This is a genomic window from uncultured Pseudacidovorax sp. (assembly GCF_913773995.1).
In the GTDB taxonomy this organism is placed as follows: domain Bacteria; phylum Pseudomonadota; class Gammaproteobacteria; order Burkholderiales; family Burkholderiaceae_C; genus Xenophilus.
Genome location: NZ_CAJYES010000105.1, coordinates 14,375 through 30,294, shown reverse-complemented (window position 1 = coordinate 30,294; position 15,920 = coordinate 14,375). Strand labels below are relative to the sequence as shown.

Genomic DNA, 15,920 nt, shown 5'->3' with positions numbered 1-15,920 from the left:
CCGACGAACACCACGTGCTGCCCGGCGGCGAGGCCGAGCTCGGGGGTGGTCGTGATCGGCTGACGCGCGGCCGAGGAATCCGTCAGCACGGCCAGCAGTTGCACGGGCGCAGTGCCGCCACTCGCGGTGAGGGCGGTGACATCGAAGCGCCAGAGATTGCCGTACAGATCGCCACCGTAGACCTGGGTGGCCGTGTTGTCGACGGTGCTGTCCGTCCAGGCGCTGATCTGCGCCAGGCCGCTGGGGCAGGGCGCGGCCGAGCAGCCGGTCACCGTGCCCGTGCCACTGGTGCCCATGCCATTGCTGATCTTCTTGATGAGGGCGCCGGTCACGGCGTTGAGCACCCAGATCGTGCCCTGCCCGCTGCCGGGCGACAGGTTGTTGTAGCCGGAAGTGACGATGGCCGCCCAGGTGCCGTCCGACAGCTTGGTGACCACCGGTGACCCGTAGGTGAAGCCCACGTCGTCGTCGCGCCGGTTGGAGGGCAGCACGCTGCTGCTGCCGAATTCCCACAGCACCGAGGGCGCGGCAGGGTTGGTCACATCCAGCGCCCAGTAGGCGCGGCCACCGCCGCCCAGCCCGCCCACCAGAATCGTGCGCCAGCTGCCATTGGCATACACGTCCGCCTGCGTGATCTGGCCATCGACGAAGTAGCTGTGGTTGGCGGCGTAGTTCTTGTCGGCGAGCTTGTACAGGTTGGGCAGCAGCACCGAGGGGATGTAGGCCCAGCCTTCGGCACCCGTGCTGGCATTGATGGCATGCACCATGCCATCGTTGGCACCGACGTAGATCATGGCGGTGCGCGAGGCCTGGGCGGACTTGTAGGCCGCGTAACCGGTGTCGGCATAGTTGCGCACGGGGGCCTGCACATAGACCGGCGTCGAGTTGACGATGTCGCCCAGCACATGTGTGCGCGAGCGGTAGTAGCGGGTGCGCGGCGTGCCCTCGTTGCTGCGGTCGCCGCGCAGGAAGTTGACCAGGTTGAGGCCGCCGGCGCCGGTGGTCGTCCCGGCCTGCGTGCTGTCCACCCGCTGGTCCGCCGGCAGGCAGTTGGTGCCGGCGGTGCACAGCTGCGACATCGAGGAGATCGATGCAATCTGGAAGTAGCCCTGCATCGTCGTGGTGAGCGAATTCCAGTCGAAGCTCACGCGCGCGTTGTTGGTGGCGTCGTAGGTGAAGATGGTGCGTGCGGTGTAGGCCGTGTTGTCCAGCAGCGGCGGTGTAGCGAGCGTGCCGGAGTTGCTCGCGCAGTCGTTGCCTGCACCCGAGAGCGACCAGTCGGGCGTGGTCCCGGTCGCGCCGGTGGCCGCGTCGACCGGGTAGCGTGCGAGGTCGCCGAACCACTTGCCCGAGCAGAAGGTCGTCGAGTACGTGTAGTTGCTGCTGCTGGTGGTCAGCACCTGGGTGCTCTGGGCCACGGCCGCGGAGCTGGCGGTGGTGGCGTCCACCGTGTTCAGGAAGTTGCTCAGGCCGCTCTGGATGTCGGCCGCGTTGGCGGCGCTGTAGTAGGTGCCCCGGCCATTGACGGCGGCATGCCAGAGGTCGTCGATGGCTGTCTGCGTGTCGCCCACCGGCGTGGGCCAGGTGCAGCGGCCCGAGCTCTGCCAGATGCAGGTGCCCGCCGCCTGCGTGCTGCTGCTCGTGAGTGTGCCGTTGGCCACGTCGAAGTAGTTGCCGCTGGTGGCATTGGCGTAGTCGGGGTCGTAGAGCATGAAGCCCGAGGCGCCCAGTCCGATGGTGGACGTGACCATGTTCTGCAGCTTGTTGGCGTACGCATTGCTGGAGACATCCGTGCCGGCGCTGTTGGTGGTGTTGCCGAAGGCCGAGGACCGCAGGTCGGTGACGTAGTAGTACTCGGCCACGTCGGCCAGCGTGTCGGGGACGGCGTTGCCGTCGAGGAAGGGACGCGACTCGGCGCCGTCCCTGTCGCCGATGGCGCCGCCCGTGACGGTGACGCCCAGTTGCCCGGTGGCGGACGAGGCGTTCCAGTAGCCGTCGGTCGACAGCAGCGTGTAGTTGCGCTGGCAGGCGTACTGCATCGGATCGGTCGTGGTCACGCCATTGATGCTGCTCACCTTCGCCGCGTAGTACTGCCCGGCCTGCGAAAGGGCGTAGCGCAGTGGCGTGCCGCCGCCGGGAAGAGCGCTGGTCAGGCGGCTGTACCACAGCTGCTTCTGGCTGCTGGTGTTGTCCCCCACGTTCAGGAAGTTGGTGGTGCTGCTGCTGTCGTTGATGCTCATGTACCCCAGCCGGTAACCGGCCGTCAGGGTGTTGAACGCGATGCTGCTGGCGCTCTTCATGGCCTGCATCCGCGTGCGGTAGTACGCCCACCAGTTGGCGAAGTTGGTCATCTCCTCCGTGTAGCTACAGGTGGTGGCGTTCGTGTCGCAGTCGGTGCGGGTGCTGGCGCGGCTTGTGGTGCCGGGGTAGACGTAGGTGTCGGTGCCTGACGTGATCGTCGTCAGCACGTTGCGGCCAGGCGTGCCGCCGCTGAAGGCGGAAGGCGTGACCGACAGGATGCCCGAGCTGCTGACCACAGGTGTCGCCGTCGTGATGCTGGCCGCGTTGACGGTCACCGTGCTGCCGCTCACGCTCGCGCTGTAGCCCGAGACCTGGCAATTGCCCGTGGCCGTGCTGGTGCAGTTGTTGATGTTGTTGGCGATGCGCGCGGCCACGGTCGATGGGCTGGTGCTGCCCGAAGTGGCGCCCGACAGGATCTCCAGCCCGTTCACCTTGATGCTGCTGACGCTGGTGCTGGTGAAGATGGCGAAGCCCGAGACCGAAATGGTGGCGGTGGCCGGAATGCCTGCGGGCCGCTCGTAGGTGTAGGTGGCCGGTGCACTGCTGCTGTCGATGCGCGAGGCCTGGCAGTTGTTCAGCGCCGCGGAGGTGCACCAGCGCAGGTAGGCCGGAAATGGATAGGTCGGCGAGGGCGCATTCTGGGTGTTGCAGGTGCGCAGGTTGGGCGCGCTGCAGTACTCGCCGGCCACGAAGGTGTAGTAGTAGGCCTGGCCGGTGAGGTTCTGCGTGCTGCCGGAGTACTGGTCGGTGAAGAGGTTGTCGGTGCCCGTGTTCGGAATGTTGCTGGTCGACATCGCGCCGAAGCCGTCGTAGGGCACGCGTGTCCAGTTCGTGGTGTTGGCCGCCGTCATGCTGGGATAGCGACTGCCGTCGTACTTCAGCGGCGGCGTGTAGGTGATGGCCGCGTCGTAGTACACGCCGTTGAAGCGGCTGTTGCGCACCAGCGTGTCGTTGTTCCGGTAGGAACCCGCCCAGTCGGGCATGAAGTCCCACACCATGCTGCCGGAGTTGTCGAGCACATACAGGATGTTGGGCTTGACCAGCGTGCCGGTCGATGTCTCCAGTGGCGAGGTAGCGAGGTCCGTGACGGCGCTCAGCGCCGGCGCCATGAGGCCCAGCGCGAGCAGGCCCAGTTGCACCCGCCAGGTCCGGGCGCGCGCGACGTGATGGCGAAGGGGTGCGTTCATAGAGCCACCATGGCTTGGATGAAGGAGATGGTGTTGCGCGGCCCGGCGACCCGGACGGTGATGCGGTAGTAAACCTGGGCGTTGGCCGGCGGCGCCACGCTGCCGGCCTTGCGGCTACTGGAGGTGTCCAGCGCCAGAGGTGAGGCGCTGCAGCCGTTGGTGCTGGAGGCATCGCCGGCGATGCTGCACATGCGCTGGATGATGTAGGCGGGTGTGTTGCCGGCGCTGTCCTGCGCGGGGTTCAGCGTGACGGCGGTGTAGCCCGCCGTCATCAGGTTGTTCCACACGGTGGTCCAGGTCTGGCTGCTGGTGGGGTCGGTCCGCGTGGCGGCGTAGCCGGCCGACTTCTGGTCGCAGGCCAGCACGGTGGTGCCGGGGCTGCAGGTGCCCAGACCCGACACGCTCGCCTTGCCGTTGCTGTTCTCCAGCCAGGCAATGGCTGCCTCGACGGCGCGGTCGGCCGAGGTCGCTGCCGCCTGTTCGAAGGCGAGGTTGCCGGCGATGGTGGCGGAGGTCGAGACGGTGCGCATCAGCGCCAGGGCCGCCAGTGTCATGATGACCAGTGCCACCAGCGCGATCACCATGATGAAGCCGCGCTGGCCGCGGCGGGGCCGTGGCGTGCTCAGCATCTGACGGTCCCCCCCTGGTAGGTCTGCTGGTTGCCGTTCCAGATGATGTTGCGCAGGGGCACGCTCACTTCGATGGTCTTGTAGCGGTAGTGCTGCCATTCGGTGTTGCCGCTGAGATCGATGGCTGCGGCGGTGGGCGTGACGGTGGTGAGGTTGGTTGTGGTGCTCTGGTTGGCCGTGGAGCCCGACCAGGTCGGCGCCGCCGTCGTGACGAGGGCCTTGTCGTACTGCTGGCTGCGCGCCACCAGCGCCAGCCGCAGCCCGATCACGCGCAGCCAGCCGCAGTACAACGGGTCGGTGCCGCCGCTGGCGGGCGTGCTCTGGTCGAAGCTGTCGACCACGCCATCCATGCCGGGTGGCGTGCCGCTGACGCTTGTGTCGCGGCCGTACTGCGCTCGCAGGCTGACCACATTGCTGGCCACCGGCACCCACACGGCGGTGTTGGACGTGGAACTGCTGCTGCCGCAGTTGTTGACCAGGTAGTCGCACATGGTCAGGTTGCCGTTGCGCACGGCGAAGGCGTGGATGCTCGGCTGTGCGCCCAGGTTGTAGGCGCCGCTGTTGATGGGCAGGCTGGCCGTGGCGGAACTGAGGGTCAGCGTGGAGCCAGCGATCGCGGTCACCTTGCCCAGGCGCAGCGCGCAGGCCGAGGTGCTGTCGCGCGTGGTGCCCGCTGCGACCACCCATTCGTTGACGGCGAAGCTGGTGGGCGTGTTGACCGTGAGGCTGGTCGACGTGCTCACCGCCAGCGTCGCGTCTCCTTCCGACGGGCTGCCGGATGAGCCGCCGATGACCAGCAGCGTGTCGGTGTTCGCATCCCCCGACGGCACCAGCGACGTCGCAGGGTTGACCATCACGGGGGCCACAGCGCTCAGGGTGACCGCGGTCCCGTCGCCCGTCGTGGTGTACCCCAGCGAGCAGCCCAGCAGCGTGTAGGCGCTCAGGCCCAGGCCGGCCTGCGTCAGCTCGCGGCTGAGCAGGTGCGAGGCGATGGCGCCATTGATCTGCGCATCGCCGCTGCTGCCGGCCAGCCGCTGCTGGGTGCTGGTGGAGGACAGCAGTTGCAGGATCACCAGCACCGCGAACATGCCGATGAGGATGCCCACCATGATCTCGACCAGGCTGAAGCCGCGCTGGCGGTTGCGATGCCTGGTGACCGGGGCAAGCACGGAGAGGCGGATCGCGGTCATGGCTTCATCTGCGCCAGGGCGACGTATTGGTGCGCGGTAGCATCGCCTGGCGCTTTCCAGAAGATGGTGATCGTGGCCAGGCTGGTGCTGACGGGCGGCGTGCCGCCGCCGCTGACGGTGCTGAAAGTGACCGTGGGCGCCAGCGCGCTGGTGCTTGCGCCGGGCAGGCTCGACTTGCTGACGGCCTCGCGCCAGCTGGCGTAGCCGGCGCCGCTGCTGCCGCTGCCGTAGTTGGCCTGCAGGGCGGTGGCGTCGCGGTTGCTCATCCACATCCGGCCGATCAGGTCGTTGGCCAGCATCGCCGCGGTGGTGCGGTATTCCGCACCCGAGGCCTGGCGCACGGCGGTGGCGTACAGCCCGGCGATGCCTAGCATGCCGATGGCGAAGATGGCCAGCGCGACCAGCACTTCGATGATGGTGGCGCCCTGCTGCGGCCGAGCGCGGCGGGCGCGGATGTGCACCGGTGTCAGCATTTCATGGGGTCGTTGGTGGTGGTGCGGGTCAGGTCGCACAGGCGTGCATCGCCGCTTGGCGTCACTGCAATGCGCAGGCAGCGCACGTTGCCGCCTTGGGCGAGGCAACTGCCGCCGCTGCTGCCCAGATCGATGGTTGCCACCCCGGCCGGGGTGGCAGCCATCCGGCCCAGCGGATCGAAGACCATCACGCCGGCGCTGGCGCTCAACGTGATGTCGCCGGTCGCGCTGCTCACGACCGGGCTCTTCTGGATCAGAAAGGGCGAGGCCGTGGTGCTGATGGCACCACCGCAGCCGGAGGCGGGCGAGACGGAGGCGCCGGCATTGCTCACCCAAAAGGGCCCGCTGGTGCTCAGCGCACAGCTGTTGTCCAGCGTCGTCACCAGTTGAAAGCGCACCTTGGCGTTGCGGCGGATGGCTTCCGCACGCGCCTGCTGGAGGCCGGCGCGCAGCGACTCGGCTGTGGTGCGCAGCCGGGCGTTGCGCATCCAGTCGCCGAAGGCCGGAATGGCCAGGGCGAGCAGGATCGCCAGCAAGGCCACGCCCACCATCAGCTCGATCAGGCTCATGCCCGAGGTGCCTCGCCACCGGCCTTGCCGCATCAGCAGATCCCGCCCTTGTTGGTGACCCAGCAGTTGTTGGGCGAGGCGGCGGTCCAACCGGAGACGCCCGTGATGGTCGACGTCTTGTTGCCGTCCTGGTCGATGGTGTACGAGAAGCCGGACATGGGCCCGCCGTTGATGCCTGCGGCCGTCGCGGTGTAGGTGCTGGCGTTGTTCGACGTGCAGCTCACGGTGAAGTACTTCATGGTCGAGCCCGCCACGCCGCAGCCGCTGGTGGTGCCGGTCGGGTTGTACGACTTGGCGTCCTGGAACCACTGTTCCATCCGCCCCTGGAAGGCGGCCAGGGCCGAAGTCGCCTCGGGGATGCGGCCGCGCCGGATGTAGTCGGTGTAGGCCGGCAGAGCGATGGCCGCCAGGATGCCGACGATGGCCACGACGATCATCACCTCGATGAGGGTGAAGCCGGCGAGCGCAGCGCGGCGGGTGCGGCCGAAGCGGAAAGGGGAGTGGTGCGAGGGGGTCACGTCAAGGTTCTTCATATTGCAAACAAATGCAATATTCCTCGAACTTAACGCGCTCGCGGGCGGGTGTTAACGCTTTCTGTTGACGTTTATTGACAATTCCGACGGGCGGTTTTGGAAGCGCGACGAGCGGCAAGAAAAAAGCCCCGGGGCGGGGCCCCGGGGCTGGAGGAAGGCGGTGTGCGGAGGCTAGGTCGCCAGTGCGGCGCCGCCCGCGCTCACTGGGGCTGGAAGCCGCTGTCCTTGATGATGCGTTCCCAGGTCTGGGTGTAGCTGCGCACGCGACCGGCAAACTGGCCTTGCGGTTCGAAGTTCACGTGAAGGGCCATGTCGGAAAGCTTCTTCTTCGTGTCAGGCTGGGCCAGCACCTTCTGCAGTGCCGCGCCGAACTTGTCGATGATCGGCTGGGGCGTGCCCACGGGTGCGAAGACGCCATACCACGGATAGTCCTCCAGATTGTCGAAGCCCAGCTCGGTGAAGGTCGGCACCTGCGGTAGCAGCGGATCGCGCTTGGCGCCGATGGCCGCCACTACGCGGACCTTGCCGGTGCGCTGCAGCTCCATCAGATCGGGCGCGCCCGCGATGCCGGCGGCGATCTGGTTGCCCATCATGTCGGCCAGCAGGGGCGCGCCGCCACGGTAGGGGGCGGCCTGTGCGTCGATGCCGTACTTTTTGCTGATCAGCTGCGTGAGGAAGACCGGGATCGAACCCGGTGCGGGCACGCCGATGGAGTCCTTGCCATCCTTCTTCGTCTTCACCCACTGGACGTATTCCTGGATCGTCTTGGCGGGCGTGCCGCCCGAGACGGCCAGCACGTTGGAGAAGGTGGCGATGCCGGCAACCGGCGTGAAGTCGCTGGCGGGATTGAAGCCGGGGTTCCTGGTCACGGCCGGCAGGATCGAGATCGTGTGGTCGTGCGACACGAAGAAGACATGGCCATCGGCCGGCGCGGTCTTCAGGTACTGCGCGGCGATCTGCCCGCCCGCGCCGGCCCGGTTCTCGACCACCACCGGCGTGCCCAGCTCGTCCTTGAGCTTGTCGGCGATGGTGCGGGCCAGCGCATCGGTGCCGGCGCCAGCCGGAAATCCGACGAGCAGGCGGATCGGACCGGTCGACTGGGCCTGGGCCAGGCCGGCGGCGACCAGCAGGGCGCCCATCGCAAAAGTGCGGCGCATCAGGCCCGGACGAAAAACGGAAGGCAGGGACATGGGGCAGAACTCCAAGGAAAAAAGCGAGCGTACCCGCAACGGGAACAGGGGTGCGACGCGTTTGTTGAATGAATGATCCATGGTTCCACCAATGGATCATGCGACAGGTTTGAGCCAACGCAAGAGATGTGCCCGGCTGCGGTCTTGAATCGCCCCGGTGCAGCCCAATCTCCCCGTCAACCCGGAGGTTTTTCACCACCATGCGCCAAGACAAACTCACCACCAAATTCCAGGAAGCCCTGGTCGACGCCCAATCGCTCGCCCTGGGCCATGACAACGCCTACATCGAACCCACGCACCTGCTGCTGGCCATGCTGCGCCAGAGCGATGGCCCGCGCCCGCTGCTGGAGCGCGCGGGCGTCAACGTGCCCGGCCTGAGCCAGGCCGCCGAGCAGGCCGTCAAGAACCTGCCGCAGGTGCAGGGCAGTGACGGTGTGCAGGTCGGCCCCGAACTCGGCCGCCTGCTGCAGGCCACCGAGAAGGAAGCCATCAAGCGCGGCGACCAGTTCATCGCCAGCGAGCTCTACCTGCTGGCCGTCGCCGATGCCAAGGGCAGCGTGGGCGACATCGCCCGCCAGAACGGCCTGACCCGCAAGTCGCTCGAAGCGGCCATCGACGCCGTGCGCGGCGGGCAGTCGGTCAACAGCGCCGACGCCGAGGGCCAGCGCGAAGCCCTCAAGAAGTACACGCTGGACCTCACCGAGCGCGCCCGCATCGGCAAGCTCGACCCGGTGATCGGCCGCGACGAAGAGATCCGCCGCGCCATCCAGGTGCTGCAGCGCCGCAGCAAGAACAATCCGGTGCTGATCGGCGAGCCCGGCGTCGGCAAGACGGCCATCGTCGAAGGCCTGGCCCAGCGCATCGTGTCGGGCGAGGTGCCCGATTCGCTCAAGGGCAAGCGCGTGCTGTCGCTGGACCTGGCCGCGCTGCTGGCGGGCGCCAAGTTCCGGGGCGAGTTCGAGGAGCGCCTCAAGAACGTGCTCAACGAACTGGCCAAGGAAGACGGCCAGTCCATCGTCTTCATCGACGAGATCCACACCATGGTCGGTGCCGGCAAGGCCGAGGGCGCCATGGACGCGGGCAACATGCTCAAGCCCGCCCTGGCGCGCGGCGAGCTGCACTGCATCGGTGCCACCACGCTGGACGAATACCGCAAGTACATCGAGAAGGACGCCGCCCTGGAGCGCCGCTTCCAGAAGATCCTGGTGGGCGAGCCCAGCGTGGAGGACACCATCGCCATCCTGCGCGGCCTGCAGGAGAAGTACGAGGTGCATCACGGCGTGGAAATCACCGACGCGGCCATCGTCGCGGCAGCGGAGCTGTCCAACCGCTACATCACCGATCGCTTCCTGCCCGACAAGGCCATCGACCTGATCGACGAGGCGGCGGCCAAGATCAAGATCGAGATCGACTCCAAGCCCGAGCAGATGGACCGCCTGGACCGGCGCCTGATCCAGCTCAAGATCGAGCGCGAGGCGATGAAGAAGGAGACCGACGAGGCCTCCATCCGCCGGCTCGAACTGCTCGACCAGGAGGTCGACAAGGTGCAGAAGGAGTATTCGGACCTCGAAGAGATCTGGATGTCCGAGAAGGCCGCTGCCCAGGGCTCGGCGCAGATCAAGGAAGAGATCGACAAGCTGCGCTTCCAGATCGAGGAATCGACCCGCAAGGGCGACTTCAACAAGGTCGCCGAGATCCAGTACGGGCGCCTGCCCGAACTGGAGAAGCGCCTGAAGGAGGCCCAGGCCAAGGAGGCCGGCGCCGACGGCAAGGGCAGCGGCAACCGCCTGCTGCGCACTGAAGTGGGCGCGGAAGAGATTGCGGAAGTGGTGTCTCGCTCGACCGGCATCCCGGTGTCCAAGATGATGCAGGGCGAGCGCGAGAAGCTGCTGCGCATGGAAGACAAGCTGCACGAGCGTGTGGTGGGCCAGGACGAGGCCATCACTGCGGTGGCCAATGCCATCCGCCGCTCGCGTTCGGGCCTGTCGGATCCGAACCGGCCGACCGGCTCCTTCCTCTTCCTGGGCCCCACGGGCGTGGGCAAGACGGAGCTGTGCAAGGCGCTGGCGGGCTTCCTCTTCGACAGCGAGGATCACCTGATCCGCATCGACATGAGCGAGTTCATGGAGAAGCATTCGGTGAGCCGGCTGATCGGCGCGCCCCCCGGCTACGTGGGCTACGACGAAGGCGGCTACCTGACCGAGGCCGTGCGCCGCAAGCCCTACAGCGTGGTGCTGCTCGACGAGATGGAGAAGGCCCATCCGGACGTGTTCAACATCCTGCTGCAGGTGCTGGACGACGGCCGCCTGACCGATGGCCAGGGCCGCACCGTGGACTTCAAGAACACGGTGATCGTCATGACCAGCAACATCGGCTCGCCCATCATCCAGGCGATGGCGGGACGCGACCAGCAGGAGGTGAAGGACGCGGTCTGGGACGAGCTGCGCAACCACTTCCGCCCGGAGTTCCTGAACCGGATCGACGAGACGGTGGTGTTCCATGGCCTGGACGCGAAGAACATCGAGGCCATCGCCGCGATCCAGCTGCAGGTGCTCAAGGCGCGCCTGGCCAAGCTGGAGATCGGCCTGGACGTGGCACCGGCCGCGCTGGCCGAAGTGGCCAAGGTGGGCTTCGATCCGGTGTTCGGTGCGCGGCCGCTCAAGCGGGCGATCCAGCAGCGCATCGAGAACCCGCTGTCGAAGCTGCTGCTCGAAGGCCGCTTCGGCCCGAAGGACGAAGTGCGCGTGACCGTGGACCCGATCCGCGAGCCGGGCGCCTTCCACTTCGCCAAGGCGGGCGAAAGCGCCGAAGCGGCGGCCTGAGTGCCAGGCGTGTCGTGAGGCAGGGGGCCTGCGTCCATTCAGGGCGCAGGCCTTCTTGCTTTTGCGAACTGCGCGCACGCCGGGCGCCGGGCGCTTCTTTTCAATTCGTATCGATGCGGAACCCCTGGGTGCCGCCTTCGCCTAAGCTCTCATGATGAACTTCCTGATCCGAATCGTCCTCGTCCTCATCGGCCTCGTGTTTGCGGCGAGCCTCGCCGTGGTTGCGCTGCTGCTGGCGGCCGTGCTGATGGTTCGGAGCCTGTGGGCGAAGCTCACCGGCAGGCCGGTGTCGCCGCTGGGGGCGGCCATGTTCGGCGGTCGTTTCGATCCGCGCGCCGGCTTCGAGCGCTTCCGTGCCGCGGCCGAAGCACGCAAGCCGGAGCGCTCGGCCGCCGACGAGATGGCGGCCCGCGCCCGCGGCGAACTGGTGCCGGCCGGCCGGCGCGGCTTCGGTTCGGACGTGAGCGACGTCAGCGCCCGCCCGGTCGGCCGCGACGACTGATCGCCTTCGCGGGCGGCGCGACCCGCACCCGGGGCGTGCTAGAAACGCCCGCATGACCTCCGCGCTTCCTCCCATCCCTGAACTGCGCCGCCGCATCGCCGGAGGCGTTTCCACGCATGCATCGCTGGTCGAGCAGGTGCTCGAAGGTGCTGCCACGCGTGCGGCGGAACACGTCTTCACGCGGCTGTACCCCGACGCCGCGCGCGAGGCCGCTCGCCATGCTGACGCGATGCAGTCCGCAGGCGTGCCGATGCCTCTGCTTGCCGGGTTGCCGGTGTCGATCAAGGACCTCTACGACGTCGCTGGCGAGCTCACCCTGGCGGGCTCGGTCGCCTGTCGGGGCGAGTCGCCGGCCGCAAGCGACGCTGCGGCGGTGGCCCGGCTGCGGCGCCACGGCGCCGCCATCGTCGGCAAGACGAACATGACCGAGTTCGCCTTCTCCGGCGTGGGCATCAATCCGCATTACGGCACGCCGCGCAATCCGGCGGATCTGGACGTGGCCCGCATCCCTGGCGGATCTTCCAGCGGCGCAGCGGTGTCGGTGGCCCTGGGGCTGTCGGTGGGTGCGCTGGGTTCGGACACCGGCGGTTCGATCCGCATCCCGGCCGCGCTCTGCGGGCTGGTGGGCTTCAAGAGCACGCAGTCGCGCACGCCGCGCGACGGGGCCTTCGAGCTTGCGCGTTCGCTGGACACCGTCTGCGCCATGGCGCGCACGGTGGAGGACTGTCTGGCCCTGGACGCCGCCATCGCCGACACGCCGCTCGTCGTGCGCTGGCGCGACAGCGTGGCCGGACTGCGCCTGGCCGTGCCGACCTCGCTGATGTTCGACGGCATCGAGCCCGCCGTGGCCCGCGCCTTCGACCGCGCGCTTGCGCGCCTGTCGGCGGCAGGTGCGCGCGTGACCGAACTGCCGCTGGATGAGTTGACCGAAATCTCCCGCATCAACGCGCCTGGCGGCTTCTCGCCCGTGGAGGCCGCGGCGGTGCACCGGCATCGCATCGGAGCACGGCGTGCCGAATACGACCCGCGCGTGGCGGCACGCATCGACCTGGGCATGTCGGTGGGGGCGGCCGACTACATCGCCATGCAGGACGCGCGCCGCGACTGGATCGCGCGCATGGAGGCCGCGCTGCAAGGCTTCGATGCGCTGGTCTGTCCCACGGTGCCGATCACCGCGCCGGCCATCGACGAACTCATGGCCAGCGACGAGGCCTTCTTCAAGGCCAACGGTCTGCTGCTGCGCAACACCTTCGCGATCAACTTCCTGGACGGCTGCGCCTTCAGCCTGCCCTGTCAGGCGCCGGGCGAACTGCCGGTGGGGCTGATGCTCGCCTCGGTGCGCGGCGACGACGCGCGGCTGGCGGCGGCCGCGCTGGCGGTGGAGGCGGCGCTGGCCTGAGCAGGCCTGACCCGGTCAGATCCACGACCCCGAAAGCGCCGCCGACGGCTTGCCGCTCCCGCCGTTCAGGCGGCCGCGGAGCAGGCCACGCGCAGACATCCGCGGAACCGGCTTTGCCGGGCCGCTGGATGTGCCCCCGCGAGGGGGTTGGCGGAGCGCGAAGCGCGCAGCCTTGGGGCGATCCCTATTTCAGCCACTTGTCCGCGGCTTGCCGCAGCGCTCCGCGCGTCTCCATCTGGTCCCAGACGAAGTTCATCACGCGCAGATACTCGGCGTCATCTGCCGGCAGCATGAAGCCCAGCTTGCTCGGCGGCGTCAACGGCGCGTCGATGAAGGCCGCGTGCAGGCGCGGGTCGGCCTTGGCGTAGACCAGGGCCTCGTAGGTCTCGGTGATCATCACGTCGCCCTTGCCCTCGGCGATCAGCGCGGGGATCTCGGCATTCTTCTCGTGCGTGCTGACCTGGGCCGCCTTGAGGTTCTCCAGCACGAAGGCCTCGTTGGTGCCGCCGGGGTTCTTGATGACGCGCACGCCGGGCTGATTGAGCGATTCGAGGGTGGTGAACCTGGCCTTGTCGGCCGCGCGCACCAGCGCCACCTTGCCGAAGGGCGCGTAGCCGGGGAGCATCGCCACCACGCGCATGCGCGCCACGTTGCGGGTGATGCCGCCCACGGCCAGATCGTACCTGTCGGCCTGCATGTCCTTGAGCAGGTTGGGCCAGGTGGTGGGCACCCATTCGATGCGAACGCCCAGTTCCTTCGCCATGCGCTCGACCAGGTCGATGTCGTGGCCGGAATAGCCGCTGTCGGTCTTGATGGCGAAGGGCCGGTAGTCGCCGGGTGTGCCGACGCGCAGCACCTTGGTGTCCAGCACCCGGTCCAGGCGCGGGCCCGCATGGGCGGCCGAGATCAGCGTGAGGCCGGCGACCAGGGCGGTGGCGGCGAAGGAGAAGAAGCGACGGGTGAGCATGGGGGGTGGCTCTTCGGGGAAGTGGAAGTGCGCGCATTGTGCGGCGCGCCCGCCGCGCGCCGCAGGAGGCCGTCCCTAGAATCCGGCGGCCCGCGCGTCCTTCGCCGGCAGCGGGCGTCCTTCATCGGAGACAAACGAGCATGAGCGACGACACCTCCCCCCTGCTGCTCTCGCGCGAAGGCGCGGTGGCCATCCTCCGCTTCAACCGGCCCCGGACGGTCAACGCCATCGACGTGCCCATGGCCCAGGCCTTTCTGGCGGCCGTGCGGGGGCTGGCTGCCGATCCGGGCGTGCGGGCCCTGCTGCTGTGCGGCGAGGGCAAGGGCTTCATGGCGGGTGGCGATCTGGGCGTGCTCTCGGCCGATCCACAGGGCGGCGCGGCGGCGCTGATCGGCCCGCTTCACGAGGCCCTTCAACTGCTGGCGACGCTGGACCTGCCCGTCGTCGCCCAGGTGCACGGTGTGGCCGCGGGCGCTGGTCTGAGCCTCATGCTGCAGGCCGACTTCGTGCTCGCCGCCAAGGGCACCCGTTTCAACCTGGCCTACGTCAACATCGGCGCCAGTTGCGACGTCGGCGCGTCGTGGGCACTGCCCCGCTGGGTGGGCCTGCGCCGCGCGCTGGAGATCGCCCTGCTGGGCGACATGCTGGATGCCGAGGCGGCCGAGCGCATGGGCCTGATCAACCGGGTGGTCGAGCCCGACGCGCTGCCGGCGGAGGCCCTGGCGCTGGCACAGCGGCTGGCAGCCGGCCCGACCCGGGCGCTGGGCCAGCTGAGGCGTCTCCTGCGCGGCAGCGTGGAGCGCGATCTTCCGGCACAGTTGGCGGCCGAGGAGGCCGCCTTCCAGGCCTGCGCCGCCACGGCTGATTTCCGCGAGGGCGTCGATGCCTTCTTTGCCCGGCGCAAGCCCGCCTTCCAGGGCCGCTGAACGCGGCACCGCCCCTTTTAACGACGAGGACCCCACCATGACCCCACGCGACATCTACGTCGTCGGCACCGCCCGCACGGCCATTGGCACCTTCGGCGGCGCGCTCAAGGACGTGCCCAACACCCAGCTGGCCACCACCGCCGTGAAGGCCGCCCTGACGCGCAGCGGCGTGGCGCCCGACGCGATCGGCCATGTGGTGATGGGCAACGTGATTCCCACCGACACCAAGGACGCCTACCTCAGCCGCGTGGCCGCCATCGATGCCGGCTGCCCCATCGAGACGCCGGCCTTCAACGTCAACCGGCTGTGCGGCTCGGGCCTGCAGGCCATCGTCTCGGCGGCGCAGGCCATCGCCCTGGGCGACTGCGATATCGCCATCGGTGCCGGCTCCGAGTCGATGAGCCGCGGCCCGTATTTCGATACCGCCGCCCGCTACGGCGCCCGCATGGGCGACGTGCAACTGGTGGACTACATGCTGGGCATCCTGCACGACCCCTGGCAGAAGATCCACATGGGCATCACGGCCGAGAACGTGGCCGAGCGCCACGGCATCACGCGCGAGCAGCAGGATGCGCTCGCCGCCGAGAGTCACCGCCGCGCCGCCGCTGCCATCGCTGCGGGCCGCTTCAAGGAGCAGATCGTCCCGGTCGAGATCAAGACCCGCAAGGGCGTGGTGCTCTTCGACACCGACGAGCATGTCAAGGCGTCCACCACCGTCGAGGTGCTGGCCGGCATGAAGCCCGCCTTCAAGAAGGAGGGCGGCACGGTCACGGCCGGCAACGCCTCGGGCATCAACGACGGGGCCGGCGCGGTGGTGCTGGCCGAGGGCGAGCGCGTCAAGGCGCTGGGGCTCAAGCCGCTGGCGCGCCTTGTCGGTTATGCCCATGCGGGCGTGGAGCCGGCCTACATGGGCATCGGCCCGGTGCCGGCCACGCGCAAGGTGCTGGCACGCACCGGCCTGAAGGTCAGCGACCTGGACGTCATCGAGTCCAACGAAGCCTTCGCCGCCCAGGCCTGCGCCGTGATGAAGGAGCTGGACTTCGACCCGGCCAAGGTCAACCCGAACGGCTCAGGCATTTCGCTGGGCCATCCGGTGGGTGCGACGGGCGCCGTCATCACCGTCAAGGCGCTGGCGGAGCTGCACCGGGTGCAGGGCCGCTATGCCCTGGTGACCATGTGCATCGGCGGTGGCCAGGGCATTGCCGCGATCTTCGAGCGCGTGTGAGCGCGCG

General features: G+C 68.5%; 13 protein-coding genes. 5 read left to right on the top strand and 8 right to left on the bottom strand.

Annotated features, from left to right (window positions below; all coding sequences use genetic code 11):
- The 7 genes from QZ772_RS09130 to QZ772_RS09100 all read right to left on the bottom strand — a co-directional run.
- The coding region (locus tag QZ772_RS09130) for a PilC/PilY family type IV pilus protein (protein ID WP_295524989.1) at positions 1-3,488 on the bottom strand (3,488 nt) is incomplete at its 3' end.
- Complete coding sequence (locus QZ772_RS09125; protein WP_295524986.1) at positions 3,485-4,117, bottom strand: hypothetical protein; 633 nt, start codon at positions 4,115-4,117, stop codon at positions 3,485-3,487. The genes QZ772_RS09125 and QZ772_RS09130, both read right to left, overlap by 4 nt.
- On the bottom strand, positions 4,111-5,307 hold the full coding sequence (locus tag QZ772_RS09120; protein ID WP_295524984.1) for a PilW family protein: 1,197 nt from the start codon (positions 5,305-5,307) through the stop codon (positions 4,111-4,113). Before QZ772_RS09120 ends, QZ772_RS09125 begins: the two co-directional genes overlap by 7 nt.
- Positions 5,304-5,780: a type IV pilus modification protein PilV gene (gene pilV / locus QZ772_RS09115; protein ID WP_295524981.1), complete on the bottom strand. Its 477-nt coding sequence runs from the start codon at positions 5,778-5,780 to the stop codon at positions 5,304-5,306. The genes QZ772_RS09120 and pilV overlap by 4 nt, the downstream gene beginning before the upstream one ends.
- Positions 5,774-6,382, bottom strand: coding sequence for a GspH/FimT family pseudopilin (locus QZ772_RS09110; protein ID WP_295524978.1), 609 nt, complete (start codon positions 6,380-6,382; stop codon positions 5,774-5,776). The genes pilV and QZ772_RS09110 overlap by 7 nt, the downstream gene beginning before the upstream one ends.
- Positions 6,382-6,867 (bottom strand): type IV pilin protein, encoded by a 486-nt coding sequence (locus QZ772_RS09105; protein WP_295524975.1) that lies wholly within the window; start codon positions 6,865-6,867, stop codon positions 6,382-6,384. The genes QZ772_RS09110 and QZ772_RS09105 overlap by 1 nt, the downstream gene beginning before the upstream one ends.
- A gap of 215 nt (positions 6,868-7,082) precedes the next feature.
- Complete coding sequence (locus QZ772_RS09100) at positions 7,083-8,021, bottom strand: Bug family tripartite tricarboxylate transporter substrate binding protein (protein WP_295524992.1); 939 nt, start codon at positions 8,019-8,021, stop codon at positions 7,083-7,085.
- A gap of 251 nt (positions 8,022-8,272) precedes the next feature.
- On the opposite strand from QZ772_RS09100, the gene clpB reads away from it, so the two are divergent.
- From clpB to QZ772_RS09085, 3 genes are all read left to right on the top strand, one after another.
- Positions 8,273-10,894, top strand: coding sequence for an ATP-dependent chaperone ClpB (gene clpB / locus QZ772_RS09095; protein ID WP_295524972.1), 2,622 nt, complete (start codon positions 8,273-8,275; stop codon positions 10,892-10,894).
- A 154-nt stretch (positions 10,895-11,048) separates the two neighbouring features.
- On the top strand, positions 11,049-11,396 hold the full coding sequence (locus QZ772_RS09090; protein ID WP_295524969.1) for a hypothetical protein: 348 nt from the start codon (positions 11,049-11,051) through the stop codon (positions 11,394-11,396).
- Positions 11,397-11,448: 52 nt separating this feature from the next.
- On the top strand, positions 11,449-12,795 hold the full coding sequence (locus QZ772_RS09085) for an amidase (protein ID WP_295524967.1): 1,347 nt from the start codon (positions 11,449-11,451) through the stop codon (positions 12,793-12,795).
- 184 nt (positions 12,796-12,979) lie between these two features.
- On the opposite strand, the gene QZ772_RS09080 is transcribed toward QZ772_RS09085, so the two are convergent.
- Positions 12,980-13,762: a transporter substrate-binding domain-containing protein gene (locus tag QZ772_RS09080; RefSeq protein WP_295524964.1), complete on the bottom strand. Its 783-nt coding sequence runs from the start codon at positions 13,760-13,762 to the stop codon at positions 12,980-12,982.
- A gap of 140 nt (positions 13,763-13,902) precedes the next feature.
- Here QZ772_RS09080 and QZ772_RS09075 point away from each other — a divergent pair, with 140 nt between their 5' ends.
- Positions 13,903-14,688 carry an enoyl-CoA hydratase-related protein gene (locus QZ772_RS09075; RefSeq protein ID WP_295524961.1) on the top strand — a complete coding sequence of 262 codons (786 nt, stop codon included), beginning with the start codon at positions 13,903-13,905 and terminating at the stop codon, positions 14,686-14,688.
- Positions 14,689-14,725: 37 nt separating this feature from the next.
- Positions 14,726-15,913 (top strand): acetyl-CoA C-acyltransferase family protein, encoded by a 1,188-nt coding sequence (locus QZ772_RS09070; RefSeq protein WP_295524958.1) that lies wholly within the window; start codon positions 14,726-14,728, stop codon positions 15,911-15,913.
- Positions 15,914-15,920: the final 7 nt, after the last annotated feature.

Bases quoted from the DNA above. Each gene is read 5' to 3' on its own strand.
- QZ772_RS09125 (WP_295524986.1), bottom strand. From the start codon at position 4,117: ATGCTGAGCACGCCACGGCCCCGCCGCGGCCAGCGCGGCTTCATCATG.
- QZ772_RS09120 (WP_295524984.1), bottom strand. From the start codon at position 5,307: ATGACCGCGATCCGCCTCTCCGTGCTTGCCCCGGTCACCAGGCATCGC.
- pilV (WP_295524981.1), bottom strand. From the start codon at position 5,780: ATGCTGACACCGGTGCACATCCGCGCCCGCCGCGCTCGGCCGCAGCAG.
- QZ772_RS09110 (WP_295524978.1), bottom strand. From the start codon at position 6,382: ATGCGGCAAGGCCGGTGGCGAGGCACCTCGGGCATGAGCCTGATCGAG.
- QZ772_RS09100 (WP_295524992.1), bottom strand. From the start codon at position 8,021: ATGGGCGCCCTGCTGGTCGCCGCCGGCCTGGCCCAGGCCCAGTCGACC.
- clpB (WP_295524972.1), top strand. From the start codon at position 8,273: ATGCGCCAAGACAAACTCACCACCAAATTCCAGGAAGCCCTGGTCGAC.
- QZ772_RS09090 (WP_295524969.1), top strand. From the start codon at position 11,049: ATGAACTTCCTGATCCGAATCGTCCTCGTCCTCATCGGCCTCGTGTTT.
- QZ772_RS09085 (WP_295524967.1), top strand. From the start codon at position 11,449: ATGACCTCCGCGCTTCCTCCCATCCCTGAACTGCGCCGCCGCATCGCC.
- QZ772_RS09080 (WP_295524964.1), bottom strand. From the start codon at position 13,762: ATGCTCACCCGTCGCTTCTTCTCCTTCGCCGCCACCGCCCTGGTCGCC.
- QZ772_RS09075 (WP_295524961.1), top strand. From the start codon at position 13,903: ATGAGCGACGACACCTCCCCCCTGCTGCTCTCGCGCGAAGGCGCGGTG.
- QZ772_RS09070 (WP_295524958.1), top strand. From the start codon at position 14,726: ATGACCCCACGCGACATCTACGTCGTCGGCACCGCCCGCACGGCCATT.